The sequence below is a fragment of the Streptomyces sp. NPDC048484 genome, from assembly GCF_040651415.1.
In the GTDB taxonomy this organism is placed as follows: Bacteria; Actinomycetota; Actinomycetes; order Streptomycetales; family Streptomycetaceae; genus Streptomyces.
In genome coordinates this window covers 178,782-204,012 of the sequence record NZ_JBEZJY010000013.1, presented here as the reverse complement: position 1 = coordinate 204,012, position 25,231 = coordinate 178,782, and the positions used below count along the sequence as shown (strand labels likewise).

The window sequence follows — 25,231 nt, the reverse complement described above, 5'->3', positions numbered from 1 at the left end:
GCCGCGGAGGGGCTGCCTGAAGAGGCCGAGGCCGCCTCGATCGTCCGGGCCGGCTCCCGGACTGGCGAGGCCGTCTGGGCCTCCTCCCCGGATGCTGAGGCCGTCTGAGCCGGCCAGGCCGTCGCAGCCGCCCGGCGGACGGGCGGACGGCAGCGCGCCGCTCAGCTCTTGGATGTCCGGAGCGCCGCACTTATGTGAGCCGCCGCCGACGACAAGTGGCGGCGGGCATCGCGCAGCTGTTCCTCCGACACCCCGTGATCGCGGGCCGCGTCGCGGATGTCGTCGCGGAAGCGGTCCAGCAGTCGGTCGAGGTCCCGGGCGGGATCGCCCGTGGAGTCCTCGTGGGCCCAGGAGGGCTCGTAACCGGCGGGGAAGTCCTCCGGGGTGTCCGTGTAGTCGGGCCTCTTCGTCTCAGTCCCAGTCCCAGTCCCAGCCCCAGCCCCAGGCCCGGTTCCGGTGCCTGCCCCCGTCTCAGGCCGGCCGAAGCCGAAGTCCTTCCCGAACTCGTTGCCGAAGTTCTTGCCGAACTCGCCGAACTCCTTGGCGAGTTCGGTGAGGCCGTCCCGGACACCCGTGGGCCAGTCGCCCCGGGTGAAGTGCTCCTGCACCTGGTCCTGGACGCGCTTGGCGATGCGCTGGAGCTCCTCCTGCGCCTGGGCCCGGACCCGCTCCTGGGTCTCCTTGGCCTGGTAGCGGGCGCGCTGGGCCTCGTCGCGGGCCCGTCGGCTCTCGTCCTTGGCGCGCCGGGCCTGCTCCTTCCACTCCTGCCTGACGCGGCGCATCTCCTCCTTGGCGGCGCGCCATGCCTCCTTGTCCCCGAGGTCCGTGAAGTCCCCATGGGCGCCTTCGCGTTCACCGTGTCCCCTGGCTCCGGCACCGGTACCGGCACCGGTGGAGCCCCGCCGGGCCTCGCTCGCCGCCGCCCGCATCTCGCGGCGCAGATCCCCCGCGGCACCGCGCACATCGGCGCGGATCTCCGCGGCCAGCTCGGCGACCGACTCGCGGATCTCCAGCTCCAGATCGGCCAGTTCACCGCTGCGGTCGGCCAGCTCGGCACGGCCGGCGTCCGTGATCGCGTACACCTTCCGCCCGCCCTCGGTGGTGTGGGTGACCAGGCCCTCGGCCTCCAGCTTGGCCAGTCGGGGGTAAACGGTGCCGGCCGACGGTGCGTACAGCCCCTGGAAGCGCTCCTCCAGGAGGCGGATCACCTCGTAACCGTGACGCGGTGCTTCGTCGAGCAGCTTCAGCAGGTAGAGCCGCAGGCGGCCATGGGCAAAGACGGGAGCCATGTCAGAGCCCCTTCTGGTGGGTCGGGCCGTCGGGTGATCCGTCGGCGGCGTCGGGAGCGGGATGCTTGGAGGAGGCGGGGGACCCGGCGCCACTGGCACCGCCGGGTACTGCGCTCTCGGGCACCGCGTCCTTGGGCACCGCGTCCTCGGGTACTGCGCTCTCGGACACTGCACTGTGCCCGTCGCCGGACGTGGGCGGAGGTGCCGTCGCGGAGGCCGACTCGGACTTGAGGGGCTCCGGCCCGGTCTCGGACGCGAATCCCGTTCCGGTCGTGTCAGCAACCGTGTCCTTCGGTTCATCCTCCTCGACGTCCGCCCCCTTCTCGAAATCCACTCCCGCGTCCCACGGCCCGTCCTCCGCCGGAGGCCTCCGTAGCAGCGCGATCGAACCGGAGACGGTGGTCGCCTTCAGCCGTCCGTTCCCCGCGCCGAGCCTGCCGGTGATCTTCTTGGCGCCCCACTGGCCGCCGACCCGGAGGTCTTCGAAGGCGCTGTAGACGGTGCCGCTCGCCGAGTCCACCTCCACCTCCGCGTCGGCCGGATGCGGCAGGCGGACGGCGATCTCCCCCGAGATGCTGGTCAGGCTGATGTCGCTGGCCCGGCCGGTCGGATCGAGGTCGACGATCACGGAGCCGCTGACCGAATCGACCCGCACGGAGGGACTTGAGCCCTCGATGACGGTCAGATCACCGGAGACGGAGTTGAGCCGGAGGTCGCCCGTGAGGGCCTGGGCCTCCACGTTCCCCGACACGGTGTCCGTGCGGACCGGGCCGGAGAGCCCCACGAGTGTGGTGTCGCCGGAGACGCCTCTCACCACAGCCCGCCCCTCGATGCCGGAGATCACGGCGGTGGCGCTGACCACGCCCACCTCGACGCGGGTGTGCGCCGGAACGGCCAGGGAGACCACCGCGCTGCGGCGCCAGCCCTTGCGGTCGAGCCACTTGAGGAAGCCCTTCCAGGGCAGGTCCTCGTAGGCGACCGTGAGTATGCCGTCCTTCTGGGTCACCATCAGGGGCGGACCCTCTATCGAGGACACTTCGAGGCGGGCGGAACTCTCGTCGATCCCCACGACGTTCACCGTTCCACTGGCGACGCGCACGTGGAGAGCCGTCACCGGTTCGTCGAACGTGAGCTTCCTTGGCTCTGCGACGGACCACTCGGACATGGTGCGGACCTCCTCGGCAGGGGCGGGGCACAACACGCCATATCGCGTCTTGTGCTAGACACGATATATCGCGGATCCACGAAGTCAAGGCACCCGTTCCGGTGATCCAGGGGGATGTAATGCGATCAAAGATGCATAATCTGGACTCGTTTTGCCCGTGAGTCGCAGGGATCGCACCTTTGGTGGCTTGGGACGCCGGCCCCGTCATCCCGTCGACCGGGTGTTTCTCGCCCCCGCCGCCCCTACCCGTCCCGTCCCTGGGGGCTGCGCCCCCAGACCCCCGCTGTCGGCCTGGACGGCCTCGTCCTCAAACGCCGGACAGGCTGAAGACCCGCCGGACGGGTATGAAGGGGCGCCGGGTGGGCTGAAGGCGTCCCGGACGGGCTGAAAGACACGTGCGTCGGGCTCGAAGAGCCAGCCCCGTCTACTCCTCGTCGTCCTCGTCGTCCAGGCGTGCCAGCCAGGTCGCCAGTCGTTCCACCGGTACCTCGAAGTCGGGATTCAGGTCGACGAACGTACGCAGTTGCTCGGCCAGCCACTCGAAAGTGACCTCTTCCTGGCCGCGCCGCTTCTCAAGTTCCTCGATACCGCGGTCGGTGAAGTACATGCGTAGTGCTCCGTCGTTCTCGCTGAAAGGCTGTAGAGCAGGATAGGCCGAGCGCATCCGCGCTCTTGGCGCACACTGGCTCGATGCCCGCCGCGTCGGCGGGGTATGTCCTACGGGACGGTCGTGCGCACACGGCACGTGCGGCCTACCGGCCTACCGGCCTGCAGGCCGTCGAAGGCGGCCCGGCCGTCGTCGCCGGCCACGGTGTGACGCCGTGGGCCGGAAGGAGGGAGTCAGGGGATGGGCGTACAGGACGATGCACGGGAGGCCGAGGAGCCGCTGCCGGATCTTCTCGCGATGGGGCTGGCGGAACTGAGGGCGATCGACCACCCTGTGCTCGCCGAGGTGCTGGCGGAGCTCCGGGAGCGAGCGGAGCAGCCGAGCGAGATGCTCTGGGGGTTCAATAACGCCTTCTGAGCCGCCAGGGCCCCGGCCCGGGGCCCTGGAGCACCGAATGGGGCGAGCGCGGCCTGGCGTACGGGACGGGGTGAGCGCTGCCGGGGTGAGTAAGGCGGCCGCACCTGCCGGTTCCGGTCGATCCCCCGGTCGAACCGGACAGGTTCGACCGGGTCGCGTTTGTGATGGCGAAGGTGCCGGGAATGGCGCTGCGGACGGGCGGCCCCGGGAGACGGACAGCGTCGGGGCGCCGCGGTGCGGCGGCAGTGTGGGACGCGGCAATGAGGGACACGGGGAACAACTCGACAGTTTGGGGGTGGCGCGGTGGACGGTCAGGTGATGTCCGCACCATGTGTCCCGGCCGCTCCCTTCCGGCAGTTCATCGTCAAGGTGCACGGGAGATGCAACCTCGCCTGCCGCTACTGCTATCTCTACGAGGGCCCCGACCACACCTGGCGGGACCGGCCCGCCGCCACGCCGCCCGAGGTGCTGGAGCAGGCCGCGTACCGCATAGGCGAACATGCGGCGGCACACGGGGTGACCGCTCTGTCCCTGGTTCTGCACGGCGGTGAACCCCTCCTCGCGGGGGCGGACACGCTCGCCCGTTTCACCACGCTCGTACGCCGGAGCGTCCCCGCGACCTGCACGGTGCATGCCACCGTCCAGACCAACGCCACCCTGCTGACCAGGCACCGCGTCGGTGTGCTCGCCCGTCATGGCATACGCGTCGGCATCAGCCTCGACGGAGGCCTGCCTGCCCACAACGCCGAACGCGTCGATCGCACCGGACGCCCCTCCTGGCCCGCCGCGGTGCGGGGCGCGCGTCTGATGGCCGATCACTTCCCGGACGCCTACGCCGGAGTGCTGACGGTGGTCGACCCGGTCGCTGATCCCGTCGCCGTCTACGAATCCCTGCTCACCCTGCGCCCGCCGGCCCTCGACCTGTTGCTGCCGCACGGGAACTGGTCGGCGCCGCCGCCCCACATCGGGCCGCCGGACGGGGAGACCGGGCGCCGGCCGGCGCCGTACGGCGACTGGCTGTGCGCGGTCTTCGACCGCTGGTGGGCCGGGCGGCGCAGGGAGACCCGGGTGCGCCTCTTCGAGGAGTGCATCGCCCTGCTGACGGGACTGCCCGCGGCCACCGAGTCGCTGGGCCTCGCCCCCTTCGACGCCGTCGTCGTGGAGACCGACGGAAGTATCGAGCAGGTCGACTCGCTCAAGTCCGCTTTCGACGGCGCCGCCCGGACGGGTCTCGACGTCTTCCGGCACGGTTTCGACGAAGCGCTGCGCCATCCCGGCGTCGCGGCCCGGCAGGCCGGTGTCGCGGCCCTGGGAGCCCACTGCCGGGTCTGCCCCCTGCTCGCGGTGTGCGGCGGCGGTCACTACGCCCATCGCTACCGTGCCGGAGAGGGCTTCGCCAACCCTTCTGTCTATTGCCTGGACTTGCAACGCTTCATCCGGCATGTGGCCCGGCGGCTCGCGGCGGCAGTATCAATACCGGCAGCGGACCGCATCCCGGCCGAAACGGACGTTCACGGAGGAGACACGCCTTGATCCCGTCGGTGCTGACCGAGCGGGCCTTGAGCGAACTGGGCCGCACGGCAGGCGGGCCCGACACGCTCGCCCTTCTGCAAAGAGACCAGTACCTACGGCGCCTGCTCCTGCTCCGGGCGGTCCTGGAAGCCGTCGACGCGGCCGACCCGCAGGTGTGCCCCAGGCCGCTGCGCGACCGGCTGAGGGAGGACTGGGCGTTGCTGGAGGAGGCGGACGAGGAGGTCAAGTCGGGAGTTCCGGTGCTCGGTGACGAAAGCATCGTTCGCCGGTCTCCCGCCCGCGCCTTGATCCTGTACCCGCTCGTCGGTCCCTGGGCCCTCAGCTGCCTGCGCGCACTTGGCGCGGTACCGGCCGCCCGTGCGGCGCGTCGGCAGCAGGCCGATGCCGTGCGCCGCGCTCTCGCCCACTTCGGTGCGCTCGCCGCGGCGGCCGCGGTACGGGCGGGTGTGTCCTTCTCCGTACGGCTGACCGCGGGAGAAGGCACGCTGAGCCTGCCGTCACTGGGGGCGCTGCGTACGGCTGAGGCCAGGGAGGGAGCGGTGGACGTCGTCCACCGCGGCGGTCGTACGGTCCTGCGTCGGCACGGCTGTGCCGACGTGGTGGTGGACGATGTGAGCGACGCCCGCGCGGCTTCCGGGGTCAGAGCGGCCACGTCCTCCCGAGCCGACTCCTGGGTCCCGGCGTACAGCCTGCCGGGCCTGCTGCCCGACTCCGCTTCCGTATCCCTCGACGACCTCGATCCCTACCGCATGGTGCACGGCGACCTTCGCCGCCAAGGGCTGAGCGGGCCGGCGACCCTCGACGGGGCGGAACGCGAGCAGTGGCTCCGCTCCTGGGCAGGGGTGCTGCCGATGCTCCGGCTCGGGGGTGAGCACCGGGTGGCGGAGGCCGTCGCACTCCTGCGCTGCCTGGTGCCCCTGGTCGTGCCGGCGGGATCCGGAGAGCAGGGGCGGACGGCGGGAAACTGCAGCGGGACCCGGCGAGAGGCCTTCGGGGCCGTGCTGAGCAGTACGCCGCCGACGTCCGCCACCTTCGCGGCGACCCTGGTGCACGAGGTCCAGCACGCCAAACTCGCGGCTCTCGGCGACATGGTGGTGTTGCACCGAGAAGGCCCGCAGGAACGGTACTTCGCACCATGGCGACCGGATCCCAGACCGTACGACGGGCTGCTGCAGGGGGTCTACAGCCATGTGGCGCTTGCAGACTTCTTCCAGAGGTGTGCGCTCGCCGTTGCGGTTGGTCCTGGACAGCGGGAAGCCGCCTGGCGAGAGCACGCCCGCTACCGGGAGCAGGTGCGGGTGACGCTGCCGGTGATCGCGGGGGCGGACTCTCTCACGTCGTCAGGGCGCCGGCTGGTCGACCAACTGGCCGGCGAGTGCGAGCGGATGAGTGAGAACCCTCCTCCCAGCGGCGCCCGGACCCAGGCTGAGGCAGCGGTCAATACCGCTCGTGCGCTCTGGCTTCGCTCCCGTGCGCCCTCCGGATGAGCGAAAAAATTGGCGTGTCCGCAAGGGTATGACGTGTCACGAAGGAGCATAATTAGGATGTAATCAGACGCAAAATGACGTGCGTGGGGCGATGTGTTCAAGTTCTGCCACCAAGAGTGCTCAGAATGTCAACTCCCGCTAGAGAGCGGTCTGTTGGATAGTCCCTCTGCGCCTTTAGAATGCACGCGTTTTGAAACGCGGGGGAGGCCGCTGCATGTCTGAAAGCCGCGCGCCAGCCGGAGCGGCTCACAGGCATGTCCGCGAAGACTCCGTCACGATCAGCTTTGCCGGTTACGACCGGGCCTGGGCGGCCTGGATCGGTCATGTGCTCGAACGGCGCGGGCTTCACGTCGTGTACCAGCGGTGGGCGGGCTCTCCGGAGATCCTGCTGTCGGACCATCTGCGAGATCTGAAGCTCGCCCGGGGGCGCATCCTCATCATTCTCAGCAGGTGGTACTTCCAGCTCGGACCGCGGACGCACGAGGAGTGGAACGTCGCACTTCGTGAGGTGGTGGCTCCCGACCCGGAGCGGTTCGCCGCGGTTCTGGTCACCGCGGAACCGGTGCCGACGGCGACTGCCGTCCTTGCCGCCATGGATTTGGGCGTCGTGGGGTCGGAGGAAGCCGAGCGGCGGGTGTTCGACCGCCTCGACCGGCTGGACCTGCTCCGTCGGCCCTTACCGGAACCTCGTGTCGGCGCGCGGCGGGTGCCGCGCTTCCCGACCGCCTCTCCGGAGATCTGGGGACCGACGGTACCGAGCCGCAATACCCGTTTCACCGGGCGGGAGGAACTGCTGAACGACGCGTACGAGCTGTTGCAGGATGCCGAGCCGGGTACAGGTGTCGTGACCTTCCACGGCATGCCCGGAGTGGGCAAGAGCCAGCTGGCCGCGGAGTTCGTGTACCGGTTCTGTCTCGAGTACGACGTCGTCTGGTGGGTGCGTGCCGAGACGCGGGCCGTCTACCGGCGCACCTTGGCGGAGCTGGCGCCGAAGCTCGGACTGTCCACCGGCGCCGACTACGGGGAGCGGCTGCGCGCGGTGCGTGACGCGCTGCGCCGGGGCACTCCGTACGCGAAGTGGCTGCTGGTCCTGGACGGTGCCGACGAACCGGAGCAGATCTCGGACCTCGTGCCGACCGGTACCGGCCACGTCCTGATCACTTCGCGCAACCCGCAGTGGCGGGAACACAACAGCCGGCTGCTGGAAGTTCCGGTGTACGACCGCGCGGAGTCGGTGGCTTTCGTCAGCCGCCGCGCCCCGCGGCTGACCAGGGTCGAAGCGGGTCAGCTCGCGGAGGCGCTGGAAGACCTGCCCCTGGTGCTGGACCAGACGGCCGGCTGGCTCAACGACTCCGACATGTCGGTGGCCCAATATGTCGAGCTACTTGCTGGAAACAACGATCAGAACGTGGTGCGCGTGTCCGCTGATTTCCCCATGCCCTTCCAGCGTGCCTGGTCGATACTGCTCAGCAAGCTGTACGAGGCTGTTCCGGAATCGGTCGACCTGCTGCGGCTGTGTACTTTTTTCGCGCCGGGGCTTATCCCCGTGAGCCTCCTCAGGAAGGTGTCGACCGACGGTCTGCCCGAGCGCGTCGCCGGTCTGCTGGACGACCCGCAGGTATGGGCGAAGGCGGTCGGACAGCTGCAGCGCTACTCCGTCATTCCCGAGGAACCCCGGACTGTCGAGGCCGACGAAACCGGCGAGGCCGTCACTCCGGACGAACCTTTCTATCTGCACCGGATGGTCCACCAGATCGTGGGCCAGAACATGCCGGCCGAGGATCGCGCACTCTTCATCGATGTGGTGCGACGGGCGCTTGTGACGGCTGATCCGAACAGGCCGGACGACCGCAGGTCATGGGACAGCTATGCCCAGCTTGTGCCGCATCTCAAGTACGCGGACGTACTGGGAAGCGAGGACCGCGGGGCGCAGCGCCTCATCCTCAACAGCCTGCGCTACCTGTACAGCTCGGGTGAGTACGCGGCCGGCCTCGAACTCGGCGAGCACACCATGGAGGCATGGCGAGCCCTGCTCGGTGAGAACCATCCGAAGGTCTGGGACGCGGCTCATCACTACGCCAACCTTCTGCGTGCGGTGGGCGACTACCAGCGCTCGGAAGCCATCGTGCGTGCGGCGGTGGAATACCTGAAGGAGGCGCAGGGAGAGGATTCGCTGGCGCACTTGCGTGCGGTCAACGGACTGGGGGCCGACCTGCGTGCACTCGGCCGGTACGAGGAATCATTGGAACTCTCCCAGTGGTCAGCCCGGATCTGCCGCAGTTCGTTGAGCGAGAACTCCGTGACGACCTTGCGCGCCGAGAACAACGTCGCTGTTTCCCTGAGGCTCCTCGGCCGGTACGAAGAGGCGCGGGAGCAGGACCGGCGTACGTTGGAGGAGCTACGGGCGAAGCGGGGGCCGGGGCACCCGGAGACGCTGCTCTCCGAGAGTCACTACGCGCTGGACCTTCGCCTGTTGGGCCAGTACAAGATGGCTGGATCGATCCAGCGGGAGAACCGACGTGAGTTGAAAAAGGCCGTAGGGCCTGACCACAGCTGGGTCCTCTTGGCCGAGCACAACCTGGCGTTGTGTCTGTACGACGGTGGCGATCGGCGAGAAAGCGGAGCACTTCTTGCCGACCTCCGGGAACGCAGCGAGCGCGTACTGGGGGAGACGCATCCCTCCACACTGATCATCACTTCCAGCCACGGCTGTTTCGTCCGTCGTCACGGTGACATCGACGAGGCGTACGCCGCCGGCGAGTCCGTGCTCGCCCGCTACGAGGTGATGTTCTCCGACGGGCACCCCTACATCGCGGGAGCCCGGGTGAACCACGCACTGGTCCTTCACGATGTGGGCGAACGCGATCAAGCGCACGCGTTGGCCGAGCAGGCGCTGGCAGGCCTGACCGGGACCGTGGGGAAGGATCACCCCTGGACGTTGGGCTGCGCCGTCAACGCCTCCGGGGTACGCAAGACCATGGGGAACTTCGACGGGGCCGCCGAGCTCAGCTCGGACACCGTCGTCAGAGCCACCGAGACCCTGGGCCGCACACATCCACTGACCCTCTGCGCACGCATCGCTCACGCGGACGATCTACGGGGCCTCAGAAGCAGTCAGCAGGCCGACAAGATCGAGCAGGAAGCGCTGACGGACCTGATCGCCACGTTCGGCGCTCAGCATCCCCAGGTCGTTTCGGCCCGTTCCCGCAGACGGCCCTTCTGGGACTTCGAACCGCAGCACACCTGAGCCGGGGAAGTGAACTCTCCGACGTATACCTTCATATGTACCAGGGAATGAAGCCAGTTCCCGTCCAACGGCGACAGTCGACACCCGTAGAAAACCGGAGAGTTGAACCGGGGGGACGTGTGGTGATTCTGGTGGGCCCCGTGCCGGAGGGCGCGGACGGACCCATCCCCGTCCAGGTCGAGGTGAACCTCGACCCGGGCGCCGATGGCGGTCCCGATGACGGTCTCGCAGCCATCTACGGGGACGAGGAGGTCAGGGGGCGGGCCACGCAGCGTGTCGTGGAGGTGGCCCACGACGCCTACACGGAAGGGCTGGAGCTGGCCAGGCGGTGCGCCGCGCAGGCCGTCAGCCAGTTCCGTGAACTCACGGACGACCTGCGTCCGGATGAGATCGAGATGCAGTTGTCGATAAAGGTCGACGCGGGCATGGCGGCGTTGGTCACCAGCAAGGCCGAAGCGCAGCTGCAGGTCACGTTCCGGTGGCGGACCGCCGCCCGGGCCGAGGCGTTATCGGGCAGCGAAGGGGGAACCGACTCGTGAGCCGTACGACCGGAGCCATACGCATCCTTCCCTACAGCCGTGTGGTGGGACAGAACGATCTCAAGCTGGCGCTCGAACTGAACTACGTGGCACCGCGGATCGGCGGTGTGCTGATGGCCGGGGCGCGGGGCACTGCCAAGTCCACGATCGTCCGCGCCTTCGCGCTGATGGCGCACGCGGAACTGCCCGTCACCCTCCCCATCAACGCCACCGACGACCGGGTGGTGGGGGGCTGGGAGCTGGAGGCGCTGATGCGGGGCGAGGCCCGCCCGCAGCCGGGACTGCTCGAAGAGGCGGCCGGGAAGGGACTCCTCTACATCGACGAGGTCAATCTGCTCGACGACCACCTCGTCAACGTCATCCTCGACGTCGTCTCCACCGGCGTGCTGTCCGTGCAGCGCGAAGGGCTCGCCACCGCCAGGCAGGTCACTTTCGGCCTGGTGGGCACGATGAACCCCGAAGAAGGCTGGCTGCGGCCGCAGTTGCTCGACCGGTTCGGGCTCATGGTCGCCGCGCAGCAGCAGGACACGGACGCCCGGCACCGGACGATAAAGACCGTGCTGACCTTCGAGGAGGAGCACCAGAAGGACGAGTCGCCCTGGCTGGCCGAGGCCGCGCGGGACAACGCCGCCACCCGGGACCGGCTGCAGCGCGCCAAGGACCGGGTAGGCACGATGCGGGTCCCGGACGACGTGGTCCACCTGTGCGCCCAGGTGGCTCAGCGGGTGGACGCCGTCGGACAGCGCGGGGAGATCGTGGCGACACTGGCGGCCCGTGCGCTCGCGGCCCTGGAGGACGCGGACGCCGTGGAGCCCGGCCACCTCCGGCAGGTGCTGCCGATGGCGTTCCGGCACCGTCGGCCCGAGACCGCCCACGGTGGCACGTTCGAGTGGGCTCCCGACGACGAGGCCCGTGTCAAGGACCTCTTCGACGCGGGCTGAGACAGACGATGTCCACCGAGCCGCCGAGCGACGCCGTCCGACGCGCCGGCACCGACACCGATCCGGAGCGGGGAGCGCGGCACCAGCAGGGGGAACAGCCGGACGACCTCGCCCTTCGCCTGTGCCGGGCTCTGGTCTGTGCCGCGGTCGACCCGGCGCTCTGCAGCGTGCTGCTGTTCGACCTGGAACCCCGGCTGCTCGACCCGGTGGCCCTCCTCTTCCGCCGGATCCTGGCCGGCGCCGGGCAGCCGGAGGCCCCGCTGGTCATGCTGGGCGCCACCAGCCGGGACGAGGATCTGTGGACGAGGGCCGCACTGCGCCAGGAAGCGGAGGGCATCGCCTTCCACCTGGAGCCGGGCCCGCTCATCCAGGCCGACGGCCGGCCCGGGGCGCTCCCGCCCGTGGTCGCCGTGCCGGACCTGTGCCGCCTGAGCGTCGCCGGGATGCGCGGCGCCGTCCAGCTGTTGGGCGCCGACGTGGCGGTGGTCGAGCACGCGGGACTGAGCCAGACAGCCTGGCCCCGGGCCCGCTGGCTGGCGGCCTGCGGCTCGGCCGACGCGGGCCGGATCAGCAGCCACCTGCTCGACCGGTTCGCCATCCGGCTGCCCGCAGCCGACCTGCGGCTTCCCGACGCCGAGCGGCTGCTCGGCTCCCTGCCACCGGCCTGGCTCGAGCGCGCCGCCCGGGCCGTCGGCGGGAACGACGCACCCGCCGTCACCGTGACCGACGAGGCGATCACCCGCGTCGGACGTCTCCTGGGCCCGGACACCGGCGTGCGCAGACAACTCGCCCTCGCCCGGCTCGCCCGGGCGCTCGCCGCCCTGGAGGGGGAACACACGGCCGGTGTCGCGCACTGCGACGAAGCGGCCCGGCTCATGGGCCTGGCCGTCACCGAGTCGCCCCAGCCCGCCGGACCGGCGGCCGGTCCGGCGCATGCCGCGTCGGCTCCGCCCCGCCCCGTGCCGCGGCCGCGTGGTGACACCGTGCGACGCGGACAGGGCGACCAGACCGAGCGCCGCTGGGCCGAAACCGGACAGACGCTGCTGGAGACCGAGCCGGCCGAAGGCGTCGGCAGTGCCCCGGGCGGCACACCGGCCGTCTTCGCCACGCCCTATCCGGAGGACCGCGCGGACGTACTGCGCGACTTCGCCCCGCTGCGCAGCCCATGGCAGCGGACGCCGGGGACCGACCCCCAGCGCGGCGTGGTCATCGGCTCCCGGCGGGCCCGGGACCTGAACGACCTCGCCTATGTGCGCACCGTGCGCGAGGCCGCGGTGCACCAGCGCGTCCGCCGCACCGAAAGCTTCACGGTCTCCCCCGCCGACCTGCACAGCCATGTCCGGGCCGGCGCTCCGGAGCGCCTCCTCGTCCTGGTCCTGGACCACACGTGCCGCGGGGACTGGGACTGGCAGGACACCCTCACCCCGTACCTCCAGTGGGCCTACACCATGCGCGCCGCCGTCCACGTCGTGGAGATCGGCGGCGCGTGGGCGGCCGACGAACTGAAGGCGGAGTCCTTCGCCCTGCGCAGCGTGCTCGACCCGCGGCTCCTCGCCGCCCTCTACCGGCCGCCGGGCCGCGCGAGCCCGCTTGCCCACGGCATCGAACAGGCGGCGCTGGCCCTGCGCCGTGCCTTCCGGCAGCACGGCAGCGGTCTCGCCGAGGCATGGCTGGTCGTGGTCACGGACGGGCGCGGCAACGTCCCGCTGCGAGCCAGTCACACGGGACGGCTGGGTGGCCCGGTGGGCGCCGAAGGGGTGGAGGACGCGTTGAACGCCGCGGCGGAAGTCAGGAGCATGGACCGCATCCGCTTGCAGACGGTCGTGGTCGACGCGGGACGCGAACCGTACGGGAACCTGCCGGCCGCCCTCGCGGACACGCTGGGCGCCGCCGTGGTCGAAGGGCGCGGCAGGGGTCCGGACACCGGCCGGGGAGGGGACGCCGGTGAGTGGTGAGCCGCCGCGCGGTCCCCGCTGGCTGACGGGCGCGGGCAGCGCGATCCGCCGGGCGCCCTTGCCCCGCCCCATGGACGCCGTGCGCCGCGAACTCCCGTCGCTGCTGCACCTGCTGCACCCGCCGGAGGCTCCGGTCGGCATGGGCCGTGTCGACGCCAGGCTCCAGGAGCGGCTGGAGAACGGGTACGCGGTGCTCCGCGTCATGCGTGCCGCGGGCGCGGACGGGCGGGACGGCTACCGGTTCCGCGGCTGGTGCGGCGACCTCACGGTCACCTGCGCGCCCGGACCGACCCGGCTCACCGCTCCGGCCGTCGCCCTGGGCAACCTGACGCAGCACGGCCTGTACCCGTCCGAGATCCTGCGCGGGATAGGGCACTGGTCGGACAACCAGGGCGAACTGGCCTCCTGGATCAACAGAGCCCGCGCCAGGCACGGCGACGCGCTGCGCCTCATCGTGTGGGACGACACCGGCTACGAGCTGCCGTGGGAGGCGTTCCGGGTGCCACCGGACCAGGAACACGGCCTGCTGGGCGGCCTGCTGGGCGCCCTGCTCGTCCTGACCCGCTGGACCACCGTGCACGACGGCAGTCAGGATCTTCCGCCGCGCCCCACCGGCGAGTGCCACGGCAGTGTCCTGGCCTACCTGCACCGGGACATGGCCGACGACTCCCACGTCTTCGCGCCGTACCTGCACCGGACGCACCGCGGGATGACCTCCTTCCTGCGGGCCCTCGACGCCACGGACCAGGAGGATCCCACCGGCCTGGTCTACATGGGCTGCCACGGCACCTACGGCGACGCCGTCATGAGCCTGACGCTCGCGGAACGCACCTGGGCGGAGTACAACGGCGAGGACATGCGAGTACTGGGCAGGGACGGCTCCCTGGTGTGCCTGAACGCCTGCCACTCGGGACGCTTCGTCAACAACGTCGGACAGGGCGAGAACGCGCTGCGCGGATTCGCCGAACTCTTCCTGCGCAAGGGAGCGGGCGGCTGCATCGTCACCGCCGGGGAGGTCGGGGACCAGGACGCACGCGTGCTGATCCAGCGGCTGATGCGCCAGGTCGCCGGGCGGCCGGACCTCCCGGTCCCGGAGAGCTTACGGGCCTTCAGAGCCGGGGTCCTGGAGGACTTCGGCAGCCTGGCGGCCATCCCGACAACGCGCAACGATGACGGTCACGTGGACGCGGTCGGCCAGAAGCGGGTCATGCGGCTGCTGTATGCCTTCACCTTCCAGTACTACGGTCATCCGCTCACCACACTGCGACTCGTCACCGAGAAAGGGCACAGCGCCTGGGGAGAGGGTTCGTGATGAACCTCGACGACCACACCCTCCTGATCGAGCCCGTCGTGGCCTGGCCGCGGGAGGCCGAGACGCAGTGCGAGTACCTGGTCACCGTCGATCTGCGGGGTCCGCTGACCGAGGACGGGGACACGGCCGAGCGCTGGCCCTACCCCGACGAGGAGTTCACCTTCACCGTCGCTCTGGACGGTTCGCCCTACTTCGTCTGCACCGCCCTCGACGAGCCGAGCGTCGTCCTGCACCGGTTCGGCGGTACGTACGGACCGGTCCGTTTCCGGGTCTCGACCGGGCGCGCGACCGGACACGCGTCGCTGTGGCTGACGGTCAACAACCAGTGGGGCGTACCGGTCCGCAAGGCCGAACTGCTGTCGGAGATCCGGGAGCGCGTGCCCGGCAGCGCGCCCGCCGCCCGGCTGGCGGAGGTCATACGGGAACGGACGTCCGCGGCCGGTTCCCTGCCGGCCCCCAGGCCACCGGAACGGGCCGGTGACCTCTCCCGGACCGGCTACGGCCCGGACAGGGACGGCGGCCACCACCGTGCGACCGGCCGTCACCGCGCGACCGACCGGCGGAGCGCGCCGGACAGCCTTCCGGAGCTCGGGCCGCCGAGCAGGCCGCGACGGCTGCGCACCGGGCGGCAGACCGTCACGCTCAGCTTCTCGGGCGTCCACCGCAGCTGGGCCGACTGGATCGGACGCCGCCTCGAACGGCACGGCCACCGCGTCGTGCACCAGCGGTGGGGCCCGCCGCCCGGTGTGTCCGTCGAGGAGTCGCTGCGCGACCTCCTGCTGGCGCCCGGGCCCGTCCTGCTGCTCCTGAGCGACCAGTTCTTCAGGCTCGGCACCCGCACGGTCCAGGAGTGGGACGTGGCCCTGCGCGAGGTCGTCGTACCGAACGCGTGGCGCATCGCGGCGGTGACCGTGGCCCCCTCGGCTCCGCCCGCCGGGGCGGCCGTGCTCGATGCGGTCACGCTCCACGACGTGGGAGCCGAGGAGGCCGAACGGCGCCTCCTGGACCGCCTCGACCTGCCGTCCGATCCGCCCCCCGGGGCGTCCGAGGACACGCGTTCCGGCCCGCCGTTCCCCGTGCACACCCTCCGCGTGTGGGGCCGGGTCCCCGAGCGCAACGACCGCTTCACCGGCCGGCTGGCGCTGCTCAACACGGTGTACGAGGCGCTCCAGCGCGAGAGCCGGGTCACCCTGCACGGCCTGTCGGGCGTGGGCAAGACCCAGCTGGCCGCCGAGTACGCCTACCGCTTCTCCTCCGGCTACCACGTGGTGTGGTGGGTGCACGCGGGCAACCGGGCCGCGTTCCGGCAGGGGCTGGCCGACCTGGCGCCCGAGCTGGGACTGCCGACCGGGACCGAGTACGGCGAGCGGCTGCGCGCGGTGCGTGACGCGCTGGGCCGCGGCGACCCGTACCCGCGGTGGCTGCTGGTCCTGGACGGCGCCGACGAGCCGGACGACATCAGGGACCTCGTACCGACCGGCACCGGACATGTGCTCCTCACCTCGTGCAACCCGAACTGGGGCACGCGTCCCGGCGCCATGGTGGAGGTCTCCGGCTACGACCGCGACGAGTCGGTGGCGTTCATCCGGCGGCGGGCACCCCGCCTGACGGAGCCGGACTCCCACCAGCTGGCCGAGGCGCTGGGGGACCTGCCGCTGGTCCTCGACCAGACCGCGGGCTGGCTGGAGGAGTCCGGCATGCCGGTCGCCGAGTACCTCCAGCAACTCCTGGTGGGGGACACGGACCGGGACACCCTGGTCCAGGTGTCGGCCGACTTCCCGATGACCTTCCGGTCCGCGTGGACGTTCCTGCTCGACAAGTTCCGCGAGACCTCACCGGACGCCGTGCAACTGCTGCGGCTGTGCACGTTCTTCGCCCACGACGCGGTGCCCGTGCGGCTGCTGCGCGGGACTCCGGCCGACGGACTGCCGCCGGCCGTGGCGAGGCTGCTGACGGACGACGCCTGCTGGGGCGCCGCCGTCGAACGACTGCGGAAGTACTCGGTGGTCCGGGTGGAGCACCCGCCGCAGGACCCGTCGGACGAGTTCCTCACCGTGCACCGGATGGTCCACCGCACCGTCCGGCACGACATGTCCCCGCAGGAGTACGGGGACTGCGCCGAGGTGGCCCGGCGCGTGCTGGTCGGAGCGGACCCGGGCAGCCCCGACGACACCGGTGTGTGGCGGCGGTACGCCGAACTCGTCCCGCATCTGGACCATGCGGACCTGCTGTCGCGCACCGATCCGGACGTCCAGGAGTTCGTTCTCCACTGCCTTCGCTACCTCTACCTCTCGGGTGAGTACGACACGGGTGTCCGGTTCGCCGAACAGGCGCTGGAAGCCTGGCAGGGACACCAGGACGAGCACTCCGAACGGCTGTGGGACCTCGGCCACCACTACGCCAACCTGCTGCGGGCCATGGGCGCGTACGAGGACAGCGAGATCGTGAACCGGGCGGCGGTCGAGGAGCACCGCGCGACGGGCGGCGTACGGGAGTGGCGGTATCTGCGCGCGCTCGGCGGCCTCGCCGCCGACCTGCGGGCACTCAGCCGCTACGAGGAGTCGCTGCACCTGTCGGAGGAGGTCTGCGAGGGCTATACGGAACTGCGGGGGCAGGACCACCCCGCCACTCTCGGGGCCCAGAACAACCGGGCCGTCTCGCTCCGGCTGCTCGGCCGCTTCGGGGAAGCCCTGGAGATCGACCGACGGGTGCTCGGTCTGCGCGGTGAGATCCTGGGTCCGCAGCACTTCCTGACTCTCTACAGTGAGCTCTACTGCGCGATCGACCTCCGGCTGCTGGGCCGCTATCAGGAGGCCCTGGAGATGCAGCGGGAGAACACGGTCCTGCACCGGGAGGCGCTGGGCGACGACAATCCGCAGACGCTCCGTGCCGTCTACAACCTGGCCCAGTGCATGTACCGCACGGACGACCTGGAGGCCGCGGGGAAACATTTCGCCGCCGCGCGCGTCAAGAGCGAACGGGTCCATGGCAAGCGGCACTCGGACACCCTGGTCTTCGCGAGCGCCCACAGCTGCTTCATGCGCGAGCACGGAGACATCGACCGGGCACGCGAGCTCAGCGAGCGCGTGGTCGACCGGTACGAGCGTCTGCTCGGGCCGGACCACCTGTTCGTCGCCGGCGCCCGGAGCAACCAGGCCCTCATCCTCCGCGCTGTCGGCGAACGGACACAGGCCCGCCATCTCGCCGAGCGGGCGCTGGCCGACATGACGAGCGCCGTCGGACCCGAGCATCCCTGGGCCCTCGGCTGCGCGGTCACCGCCGCGATGACGCTGCATCTCACCGACCGCGTCGAAGAGGCCGTCGAGCTGGGCCGGGACACGGTGGAACGGGCCGGCCGGATCCTGGGCCCGGACCATCCGCTGACGCGAGTCGCCCGCCGCGCCCTCGACGCCGACCTGCACGCCCTGCGGGGCGAGGACGTGCCCGCCCCCGAAGAGCGGGCACGCCTGTACTGGAACTTCGAGCCGCAGACGACCTGACACGGCGCCCGCCCCGGCACCACGGACGGAGGGCCCGGCCCCGAGCCGAAGCTCGGGGCCGGGCCCTCCGTCCGTACAACCACGCCCGTACGGCCGCCGGTCAGGCGTCGAACACCTCGCGCACCAGCTGCTCCTGCTCCGCCTGGTGGCGCTTGGCGGAGCCCACCGCCGGGGACGAGCCGGCCGGACGCGAGATGCGCCGCAGCCGCTCCCCGTGGGGGACGTCCGCGCCGACCGCCAGGTCCAGGTGGTCGATGAGGTTCAGGGCGATGAACGGCCACGCGCCCTGGTTCGCCGGCTCCTCCTGGGCCCACAGGTACTTCTCGGCGTTCGGGTACTTGGCGATCTCCGCCTGGAGCTCGGCACCCGGGAGGGGGTACAGGCGCTCGATGCGGATGACGGCCGTGTCCGTGATGCCGCGCTTCTTACGCTCGCCGTCGAGGTCGTAGTAGACCTTGCCCGCCGTGAACACGACCTTCTTCACCGCCGCCGGGTCCACCGAGTCGTCCCCGATGACCGGACGGAAGCCGCCCGTGGTGAACTCCTCCGCCTTCGACGCGGCCGCCTTCAGACGGAGCATGGACTTCGGGGTGAAGACCACCAGCGGCTTGTGGTGCGGGTTGTGCACCTGCCACCGCAGGAGGTGGAAGTAGTTCGACGGGAGCGTCGGCATGGCGACCGTCATGTTGTTCTGCGCGCACATCTGGAGGAAGCGCTCCGGGCGCGCGGACGAGTGGTCCGGGCCCTGGCCCTCGTAGCCGTGCGGGAGAAGCAGCGTGACGCCGGACGTCTGGCCCCACTTCTGCTCCGCCGACGAGATGAACTCGTCCACCACCGTCTGGGCGCCGTTGACGAAGTCGCCGAACTGCGCCTCCCACATCACGAGGGACTCGGGACGCGCCAGCGAGTAGCCGTACTCGAAGCCCATCGCCGCGTACTCGGAGAGCAGCGAGTCGTAGCAGTTGTAGCGGGCCTGGTCCTCCGAGAGGTACTGCAGCGGGGTGAAGTCCTCGGCCGTTTCCCGGTCGATGAGCACCGCGTGACGCTGGCCGAACGTGCCCCGGCGGGAGTCCTGGCCCGAGAGGCGCACCGGGGTGCCCTCCAGGAGCAGGGAGCCGATCGCGAGTGTCTCGCCCATGCCCCAGTCGATCGTGCCGTCCTCGACCATCGACGCGCGGCGCTGCAGCTGGGGCAGCAGACGCGGGTGGACGGTGACGCGGTCGGGGATGTTGACCTGGGACTCGGCGATCCGCTTGACGACCTCCTGGGAGACGGCCGTGGTGACCGCCACCGGGAACTCGGGCTTCACGTCGGGGGTGTGCGCCTCGGACGGTGCGGACGCCGCCTCGCGGACCTCGGTGAAGACCTTCTCCAACTGGCCCTGGTAGTCCTGCAGCGCCTGCTCGGCCTCTTCCAGCGTGATGTCACCCCGGCCGATCAGCGACTCGGTGTAGAGCTTGCGCACCGAGCGCTTCTTGTCGATCAGGTCGTACATCAGCGGCTGGGTGAAGGCCGGGTTGTCGGACTCGTTGTGACCGCGGCGGCGGTAGCAGATGAGGTCGATGACGACGTCCTTGTTGAACGCCTGGCGGAACTCGAAGGCCAGGCGAGCGACGCGGACGACGGCCTCGGGGTCGTCGCCGTTCACATGGAAGATCGGCGCCTCGATCATGCGGGCCACGTCGGTCGCGTACATGGACGAACGCGAGGACTCGGGAGCCGCGGTGAAGCCGACCTGGTTGTTGATGACCACGTGGACCGTGCCGCCGGTGCGGTAGCCGCGCAGCTGCGACATGTTCAGGGTCTCGGCCACCACGCCCTGGCCCGCGAAGGCCGCGTCACCGTGCAGGGCGACCGGCAGGACGGTGAAGTCCGTGCCGCCCTTGTTGATGATGTCCTGCTTGGCGCGGGCGACGCCCTCCAGGATCGGGTCGACCGCCTCCAGGTGGGAGGGGTTGGCGGCCAGCGAGACCTTGATCTGCTCGCCGTCCAGGCCCGTGAAGACACCCTCGGCGCCCAGGTGGTACTTGACGTCGCCGGAGCCGTGCATCGACTTCGGGTCGAGGTTGCCCTCGAACTCCCGGAAGATCTGCGCGTACGACTTGCCGACGATGTTCGCGAGGACGTTCAGGCGGCCGCGGTGGGCCATGCCGATGACGACCTCGTCCAGACGCGACTCGGCGGCGGAGTCGAGCACCGCGTCGAGCAGCGGGATGACGGACTCGCCGCCCTCCAGGGAGAAGCGCTTCTGGCCGACGTACTTCGTCTGCAGGAAGGTCTCGAAGGCTTCCGCCGCGTTCAGCCGGCGCAGGATGCGCAGCTGCTCCTCGCGCTCCGGCTTGCTGTGCGGGCGCTCGATGCGGTCCTGGATCCACTTGCGCTGCTTCGGGTCCTGGATGTGCATGAACTCGACGCCCGTGGTGCGGCAGTACGAGTCGCGCAGCACACCGAGGATGTCGCGCAGCTTCATCAGGGACTTGCCCGCGAAACCGCCGACCGCGAACTCGCGCTCCAGGTCCCACAGGGTGAGCCCGTGCTCGGTGATGTCCAGGTCGGGGTGCTTGCGCTGGCGGTACTCCAGCGGGTCGGTGTCGGCCATGACGTGGCCGCGGACCCGGTAGGAGTGGATCAGCTCGAAGACCCGGGCGGCCTTCGTGACGTCGTCGTCGTGCGAGGCGTCGATGTCCTTGAGCCAGCGGACCGGCTCGTACGGAATGCGCAGGGCCTCGAAGATCTCGTCGTAGAAGCCCTTCTCACCGAGAAGGTAGTTCGCGACGACGCGGAGGAACTCGCCGGATGCGGCGCCCTGGATGACCCGGTGGTCGTAGGTCGACGTGAGCGTCATGACCTTCGCGATGCCGAGCTTGTTCAGGGTGTCCTGGGAGGTGCCCTGGAACTCCGCCGGGTAGTCCATCGAGCCGACGCCCATGATGACCGACTGGCCGGGCATCAGACGCGGGACCGAGTGGACGGTGCCGAGGCCGCCGGGGTTGGTCAGGGAGACCGTGACACCGGTGAAGTCGTCCATCGTCAGCTTGCCGTCACGGGCCCGGCGGACGATGTCCTCGTAGGCCTGCCAGAACTCGAAGAAGTTCAGCGTCTCGGCCTTCTTGATGCCCGCGACAACCAGCTGGCGGTCGCCGTTGGGCTTCACCAGGTCGATGGCGAGGCCGAAGTTGACGTGCTCCGGCTTGACCAGGGTCGGCTTGCCGTCCTTCTCCACGAAGGAGTAGTTCATGGACGGCATGGCCTTGATGGCCTGCACCATCGCGTAGCCGATGAGGTGGGTGAAGGAGATCTTCCCGCCCCGGGCACGCTTCAGGTGGTTGTTGATGACGATGCGGTTGTCGAAGAGCAGCTTCACCGGGACCGCGCGCACGGATGTGGCCGTGGGGACCTCGACGGAGGCGTTCATGTTCTTCGCGACCGCGGCACTCGGGCCGCGCAGCGTCACGTACTCCGGCCCGCCCGAGGACGCTTCGGCCCCCGACGCGGGCGCGGCGGCGGCTGCGGCCGGCTTGGCCGCGGCGGGCTTCGCCGGGGCGGCAGCCTGAGCCGGGGCCTTGGCAGGAGCGGCAGCCGCGGGCTTCGCGGCAGCCGGCGCGGCCTGGGCCTGAGGGGCCTGAGCCGGAGCGGCCTGGGCCGGTGGCGCGGCGGGGGCGGCCGGAGCCGCCTTGGCCGACGCCGGTGGGGCGGTGGTTCCCGCGGCCCCCGTGGCCGCCGTACCCGCTGGAGCCGAGGCGGCCACACCGCCTGGCTTGTAGTCGGCGAAGAAGTCCCACCAGGCTCGGTCTACCGAATTCGGGTCCTGGAGGTACTGCTGATAGATCTCATCGACGAGCCACTCATTGGGACCGAACGCAGCGGCAGGGTTCTTGCCCGCTTGGCCTTCGGTGGAGATGCTCGAGTTACTGGGGGACTGTGGCGACACGGCGGCAACCGCCCTCTTCCGCTTCACAAGGTGATGGACAGCGGGAATAAAGGCTACGCCCCCCGGACCGCCTAGGTCAGTCCGGGCCTGGCCATCGTCGCGTAAGTCACATCGAAACCCGTGTTTCGGTGGTGGAAATGGCGGGAAACAAGCGGGGTTCCGATGCCGAACGGACGCGTCGGGCCAGGACTACGACCGCGAAAGGCCGAGTCCCCGTGCGCGGAACGCACGATGACACGTGTCCTGCTGCCCGATCACGAGGATCTTGGGCTCTCTCTCGGAACCCTACGTCAACCTGTCCAGCGAGGGCACTCCTGGAAGAGTGACCTGGATCCGGCAACCGCGCTCGGATTCGGCCACGCCGATCCGGCCACCGTGCAGATCGACCGCCCAGCGGGCGATCGCGAGCCCCAGACCTGTACCGCCGTCGCTGCCCGGACCGTGCGGTGCGACGACCCCGCCGCGGTTGAACCGCTCGAAGACCCGGTGCCATTCCGAGCGCGGGATGCCCGGGCCCTCGTCCAGGATTTCGAGGTCCAGGGACTCCGGGCCGTCGCCGCGCCGGGCCCGTACCGTGACGCGGCCGTGCGGCGGGCTGTGCTTGACCGCGTTGTCGATGAGGTTGGCGACGACCTGGTGGATCCGCTCCGGGTCCGCGTGCGCGGTCAGCTCGGGCGGTGACACGTCGAGGTGCAGATGGACGTCCGTGCGCGTGTGGCTGCCGGAGCCCGAGGCGATGCCCGCGCGCGCGGAGGCCACCATGTTGGCCTCCTTCAGGACGCCCGACAGGTACGGCCACACCTCGAAACGGCGCTTGCGCAGCGGTACGACGCCGTTGTCCAGGCGCGAGAGGTCGAGGAGCGTCTCCACCAGCCGCCCGAGCCGCTCCGTCTGCTTCAGGGCCGTGCGCATCGTCTCGGGGTCGGCGGCGGAGACACCGTCCACCACGTTCTCCAGGACCGCGCGAAGGCCCGCGATGGGGGTGCGCAGCTCGTGCGAGACGTTCGCCACGAGCTCCTTGCGCTGACGCTCCTGCGCCTCCAGGTCGTCGGCCATGCGGTTGATCGTCTGGGCCAGGTCGCCCAGTTCGTCGCCGCGGTCGGCGCCTCTGACCCGGCGCGTGTAGTCGCCGTGCGAGATACCCCGCGCCACGGTGCTCATCTCGTCCAGCGGGGCGGTGATCGAGTGCGCCACGAACTGGGTGATCAGCAACGTCGCGATCATCGAGAAGACCGTGATGAAGCGCAGCTCCGTCTCGGTGCGCACCGCGATCATCAGCAGACCGGTGGTGATGAAGACCGCGACGACGACCAGCGTGCCGAGTTTCGTCTTGATGGAGAAGGGGCGCACGTCACTCCAGGAACGTGAACCGGAAGCCGTGCCCATGCCCACGCCCATGCCCGTGTCCATACCCGGGCCTGGAGTCGCGCCCGGTGTCGTACCGGTGATGAGCGGAGCCGAGCCCGCTCCCGAGGCCGAGCCCGCCCCCGAGAAGGCGTTTGCGCCGCCCGCGCCCGCGCCGGAAGCGGCATCAGGAGCGGGAGAGGTGTTGGACACGGTGCCGGAAGCGGTGCCGGATACGGGATCAGGAGCGGCGCCGGACGGCGTGCCGGTACCGGAGGCCGGGCCGGAACGTGAACCGGTGACCAGCCCCGCACCCGCTTTGACGCCCTTGCGCAGTACGCCGAGACCCCTCATCACATCAACCCCTCGATCAGGGTGCCCGACTCTAGGGCGTCGGGGTCTCCAGCGCGTAGCCCACACCGTGCACCGTACGGATCCGCTCCGCGCCGATCTTCCGGCGCAGGGCCTTGATGTGGCTGTCCACGGTCCGGGTGCCGGAGGCGTCCGCCCAGTCCCACACCTCGGCCAGCAGCTGCTCGCGAGAGAGCACCGCGCGCGGCGTGTTCGCCAGGCAGACCAGCAGGTCGAACTCGGTGGGAGTGAGGTGCACGTCGTCGGAGCGCACCCGCACCCGGCGCTGTGCGTGGTCGATCTCCAGCTCGCCGAGGCGCAGGATGCCGGAGCGCGGTGTGGACGCGGCCAGCGCGGCCCGCTCCACCCGGCGTAGCAGCACGTGCACGCGCGCGGCCAGTTCCCGCATGGAGAACGGCTTCGTCATGTAGTCGTCGGCGCCTACGCCGAGTCCGACCAGCATGTCGGTCTCGTCGTCGCGGGCGGTGAGCATCATCACCGGCACCGGACGGGCCGCCTGGACCCGGCGGCAGACCTCCAGGCCGTCGAAGCCCGGCAGCATGATGTCGAGGATCAGCAGGTCGGGCTGCCATGCCTCGGCCGTGTCCACGGCGGCCGGTCCGTCGACCGCTGTTTGCACCAGGAACCCCTCGGCGCGCAGCCGGGCGGCGATGGCGTCGACGATCGTCGGATCGTCCTCGACCACCAGCACCCGGCGCTGAGCGCCCGGCGTGGCCGCCGTGCCGTTGTGCGAGGTGTGTGTCTGCTCCATCGCCCGCCCCTGAGTGTGCTTTCCGGAACCAGTGGGGTGATTCCATGACTGCGCTTGACGCTTGAATGATCCGCGTCAGAGCAGCAGGGTACGGGCAGTGACCGCCGCTCGGCTATCCAGGTCTTACAGCGAGATGCACCACGTCCGGAACGCCCCGGGCAACCGGGATCTCTTCGGTACGCACCCGCTGGAACCCGGCATTCCGCAAGCTTCTTGCGAAATCGGGTGATGGTTTGGCCGACCAAACAGCGAGTACGCCGCCCGACCTCAACACCCGTGCGCACGCGGCCAGTCCGGCCCCTGAATAGAGGCCTCCGTTGCCCTCTGTGACGGTCCACTCGGGCCCGTTGTCGATGTCGAGGCACAGTACGTCGTATGTGTCCGATGTCTCATTGACGTAAGTGACGAGATCGACCTCGATGATCTCGGTGCGCGGATCCGCGAGTGAGTCGCCCGACAGCTCCGCGAGCGGCCCGGACCGGTGCCAGTCGATGATCGCCCGCTCCCGCTCCACGACCGCGATACGGCCCCAGCGGGCCTCGGCCACTGCGTGGGCGAGGGAGAATCCGACGCCGAGACCGCCGATCAGGACCTCCGGTCCGCAGCGTCCGTCCAGCGCCCCGAGCGCGGCGTCGACCAGGCGCCTCTCCGAGCGGCCGTCGGAGGTGTCCATGAGGAAACACCCGTTGGCGATGATCTGCAGCAGTTCACCGTGACGGCGCAACACGACCTCGCCGTACGGCCCCTCGCGGCGGTCGATGACTTCGGGATTTCCGTGAGAAGTGTCGTACGAGGCGGTCATGGGCCCATCCTGGCAAGTTCACCCCGACGGGGCAGCCGA

16 protein-coding genes are annotated in these 25,231 nt (G+C 70.4%); 9 read left to right on the top strand and 7 right to left on the bottom strand.

Annotated elements, in window-relative coordinates; all coding sequences use genetic code 11:
* Positions 1-161: 161 nt before the first annotated feature.
* The 3 genes from AB0D14_RS15885 to AB0D14_RS15875 all read right to left on the bottom strand — a co-directional run bounded on the left by AB0D14_RS15885 (position 162) and on the right by AB0D14_RS15875 (position 3,061).
* Positions 162-1,289 (bottom strand): helix-turn-helix transcriptional regulator, encoded by a 1,128-nt coding sequence (locus AB0D14_RS15885; RefSeq protein WP_362778934.1) that lies wholly within the window; start codon positions 1,287-1,289, stop codon positions 162-164.
* Between the two features lies 1 nt (position 1,290).
* Positions 1,291-2,454 carry a hypothetical protein gene (locus AB0D14_RS15880; protein WP_362778933.1) on the bottom strand — a complete coding sequence of 388 codons (1,164 nt, stop codon included), beginning with the start codon at positions 2,452-2,454 and terminating at the stop codon, positions 1,291-1,293.
* A gap of 424 nt (positions 2,455-2,878) precedes the next feature.
* Positions 2,879-3,061: a DUF6104 family protein gene (locus AB0D14_RS15875; RefSeq protein ID WP_362778931.1), complete on the bottom strand. Its 183-nt coding sequence runs from the start codon at positions 3,059-3,061 to the stop codon at positions 2,879-2,881.
* Between the two features lie 240 nt (positions 3,062-3,301).
* On the opposite strand from AB0D14_RS15875, the gene fxsA reads away from it, so the two are divergent.
* The 9 genes from fxsA to fxsT (AB0D14_RS15830) all read left to right on the top strand — a co-directional run bounded on the left by fxsA (position 3,302) and on the right by fxsT (AB0D14_RS15830) (position 17,992).
* Entirely contained in the window at positions 3,302-3,478 is a 177-nt protein-coding gene (gene fxsA / locus AB0D14_RS15870; RefSeq protein WP_362778929.1) for an FxSxx-COOH cyclophane-containing RiPP peptide, read from the top strand.
* Between the two features lie 318 nt (positions 3,479-3,796).
* The gene (locus AB0D14_RS15865; protein ID WP_362778926.1) at positions 3,797-5,011 is read left to right on the top strand and encodes an FxsB family cyclophane-forming radical SAM/SPASM peptide maturase; all 1,215 of its coding nucleotides are present in this window, start codon (positions 3,797-3,799) and stop codon (positions 5,009-5,011) included.
* Positions 5,008-6,498 (top strand): HEXXH motif-containing putative peptide modification protein, encoded by a 1,491-nt coding sequence (locus tag AB0D14_RS15860; protein ID WP_362778925.1) that lies wholly within the window; start codon positions 5,008-5,010, stop codon positions 6,496-6,498. Before AB0D14_RS15865 ends, AB0D14_RS15860 begins: the two co-directional genes overlap by 4 nt.
* Before the next feature lie 214 nt (positions 6,499-6,712).
* Complete coding sequence (fxsT, locus tag AB0D14_RS15855) at positions 6,713-9,745, top strand: FxSxx-COOH system tetratricopeptide repeat protein (protein ID WP_362778923.1); 3,033 nt, start codon at positions 6,713-6,715, stop codon at positions 9,743-9,745.
* A 119-nt stretch (positions 9,746-9,864) separates the two neighbouring features.
* Positions 9,865-10,284 (top strand): CU044_2847 family protein, encoded by a 420-nt coding sequence (locus AB0D14_RS15850; protein ID WP_362778921.1) that lies wholly within the window; start codon positions 9,865-9,867, stop codon positions 10,282-10,284.
* Complete coding sequence (locus AB0D14_RS15845; RefSeq protein WP_362778918.1) at positions 10,281-11,225, top strand: AAA family ATPase; 945 nt, start codon at positions 10,281-10,283, stop codon at positions 11,223-11,225. The genes AB0D14_RS15850 and AB0D14_RS15845 overlap by 4 nt, the downstream gene beginning before the upstream one ends.
* Positions 11,226-11,233: 8 nt before the next feature.
* Positions 11,234-13,180: a magnesium chelatase gene (locus tag AB0D14_RS15840; RefSeq protein ID WP_362778915.1), complete on the top strand. Its 1,947-nt coding sequence runs from the start codon at positions 11,234-11,236 to the stop codon at positions 13,178-13,180.
* Positions 13,170-14,492 carry a CHAT domain-containing protein gene (locus tag AB0D14_RS15835; protein WP_362778913.1) on the top strand — a complete coding sequence of 441 codons (1,323 nt, stop codon included), beginning with the start codon at positions 13,170-13,172 and terminating at the stop codon, positions 14,490-14,492. The genes AB0D14_RS15840 and AB0D14_RS15835 overlap by 11 nt, the downstream gene beginning before the upstream one ends.
* Positions 14,492-17,992 (top strand): FxSxx-COOH system tetratricopeptide repeat protein, encoded by a 3,501-nt coding sequence (fxsT, locus tag AB0D14_RS15830; protein WP_362778911.1) that lies wholly within the window; start codon positions 14,492-14,494, stop codon positions 17,990-17,992. Before AB0D14_RS15835 ends, fxsT (AB0D14_RS15830) begins: the two co-directional genes overlap by 1 nt.
* A gap of 100 nt (positions 17,993-18,092) precedes the next feature.
* Here the strand turns inward: fxsT (AB0D14_RS15830) and AB0D14_RS15825 are convergent, their stop codons facing one another.
* The 4 genes from AB0D14_RS15825 to AB0D14_RS15810 all read right to left on the bottom strand — a co-directional run bounded on the left by AB0D14_RS15825 (position 18,093) and on the right by AB0D14_RS15810 (position 25,192).
* Positions 18,093-21,923, bottom strand: a complete 3,831-nt coding sequence (locus AB0D14_RS15825) for a multifunctional oxoglutarate decarboxylase/oxoglutarate dehydrogenase thiamine pyrophosphate-binding subunit/dihydrolipoyllysine-residue succinyltransferase subunit (RefSeq protein ID WP_362778910.1) — start codon at positions 21,921-21,923, stop codon at positions 18,093-18,095.
* Between the two features lie 285 nt (positions 21,924-22,208).
* Positions 22,209-23,321: a HAMP domain-containing sensor histidine kinase gene (locus tag AB0D14_RS15820; protein ID WP_362778991.1), complete on the bottom strand. Its 1,113-nt coding sequence runs from the start codon at positions 23,319-23,321 to the stop codon at positions 22,209-22,211.
* 331 nt (positions 23,322-23,652) lie between these two features.
* Positions 23,653-24,390 (bottom strand): response regulator transcription factor, encoded by a 738-nt coding sequence (locus AB0D14_RS15815; protein WP_362778908.1) that lies wholly within the window; start codon positions 24,388-24,390, stop codon positions 23,653-23,655.
* A 112-nt stretch (positions 24,391-24,502) separates the two neighbouring features.
* A complete protein-coding gene (locus tag AB0D14_RS15810) occupies positions 24,503-25,192 on the bottom strand; it encodes a spermidine synthase (RefSeq protein WP_362778907.1) in 690 nt (229 codons plus the stop codon).
* Between the last annotated feature and the right edge of the window lie 39 nt (positions 25,193-25,231).

What these genes read in the sequence shown, in the direction of transcription:
- AB0D14_RS15840 (WP_362778915.1), top strand. Translation starts at nt 11,234, where the DNA reads ATGTCCACCGAGCCGCCGAGCGACGCCGTCCGACGCGCCGGCACCGAC.
- fxsT (WP_362778923.1), top strand. Translation starts at nt 6,713, where the DNA reads ATGTCTGAAAGCCGCGCGCCAGCCGGAGCGGCTCACAGGCATGTCCGC.
- AB0D14_RS15885 (WP_362778934.1), bottom strand. Translation starts at nt 1,289, where the DNA reads ATGGCTCCCGTCTTTGCCCATGGCCGCCTGCGGCTCTACCTGCTGAAG.
- AB0D14_RS15880 (WP_362778933.1), bottom strand. Translation starts at nt 2,454, where the DNA reads ATGTCCGAGTGGTCCGTCGCAGAGCCAAGGAAGCTCACGTTCGACGAA.
- AB0D14_RS15875 (WP_362778931.1), bottom strand. Translation starts at nt 3,061, where the DNA reads ATGTACTTCACCGACCGCGGTATCGAGGAACTTGAGAAGCGGCGCGGC.
- AB0D14_RS15810 (WP_362778907.1), bottom strand. Translation starts at nt 25,192, where the DNA reads ATGACCGCCTCGTACGACACTTCTCACGGAAATCCCGAAGTCATCGAC.
- fxsT (WP_362778911.1), top strand. Translation starts at nt 14,492, where the DNA reads ATGAACCTCGACGACCACACCCTCCTGATCGAGCCCGTCGTGGCCTGG.
- fxsA (WP_362778929.1), top strand. Translation starts at nt 3,302, where the DNA reads ATGGGCGTACAGGACGATGCACGGGAGGCCGAGGAGCCGCTGCCGGAT.
- AB0D14_RS15820 (WP_362778991.1), bottom strand. Translation starts at nt 23,321, where the DNA reads ATGGGCGTGGGCATGGGCACGGCTTCCGGTTCACGTTCCTGGAGTGAC.
- AB0D14_RS15815 (WP_362778908.1), bottom strand. Translation starts at nt 24,390, where the DNA reads ATGGAGCAGACACACACCTCGCACAACGGCACGGCGGCCACGCCGGGC.
- AB0D14_RS15865 (WP_362778926.1), top strand. Translation starts at nt 3,797, where the DNA reads ATGTCCGCACCATGTGTCCCGGCCGCTCCCTTCCGGCAGTTCATCGTC.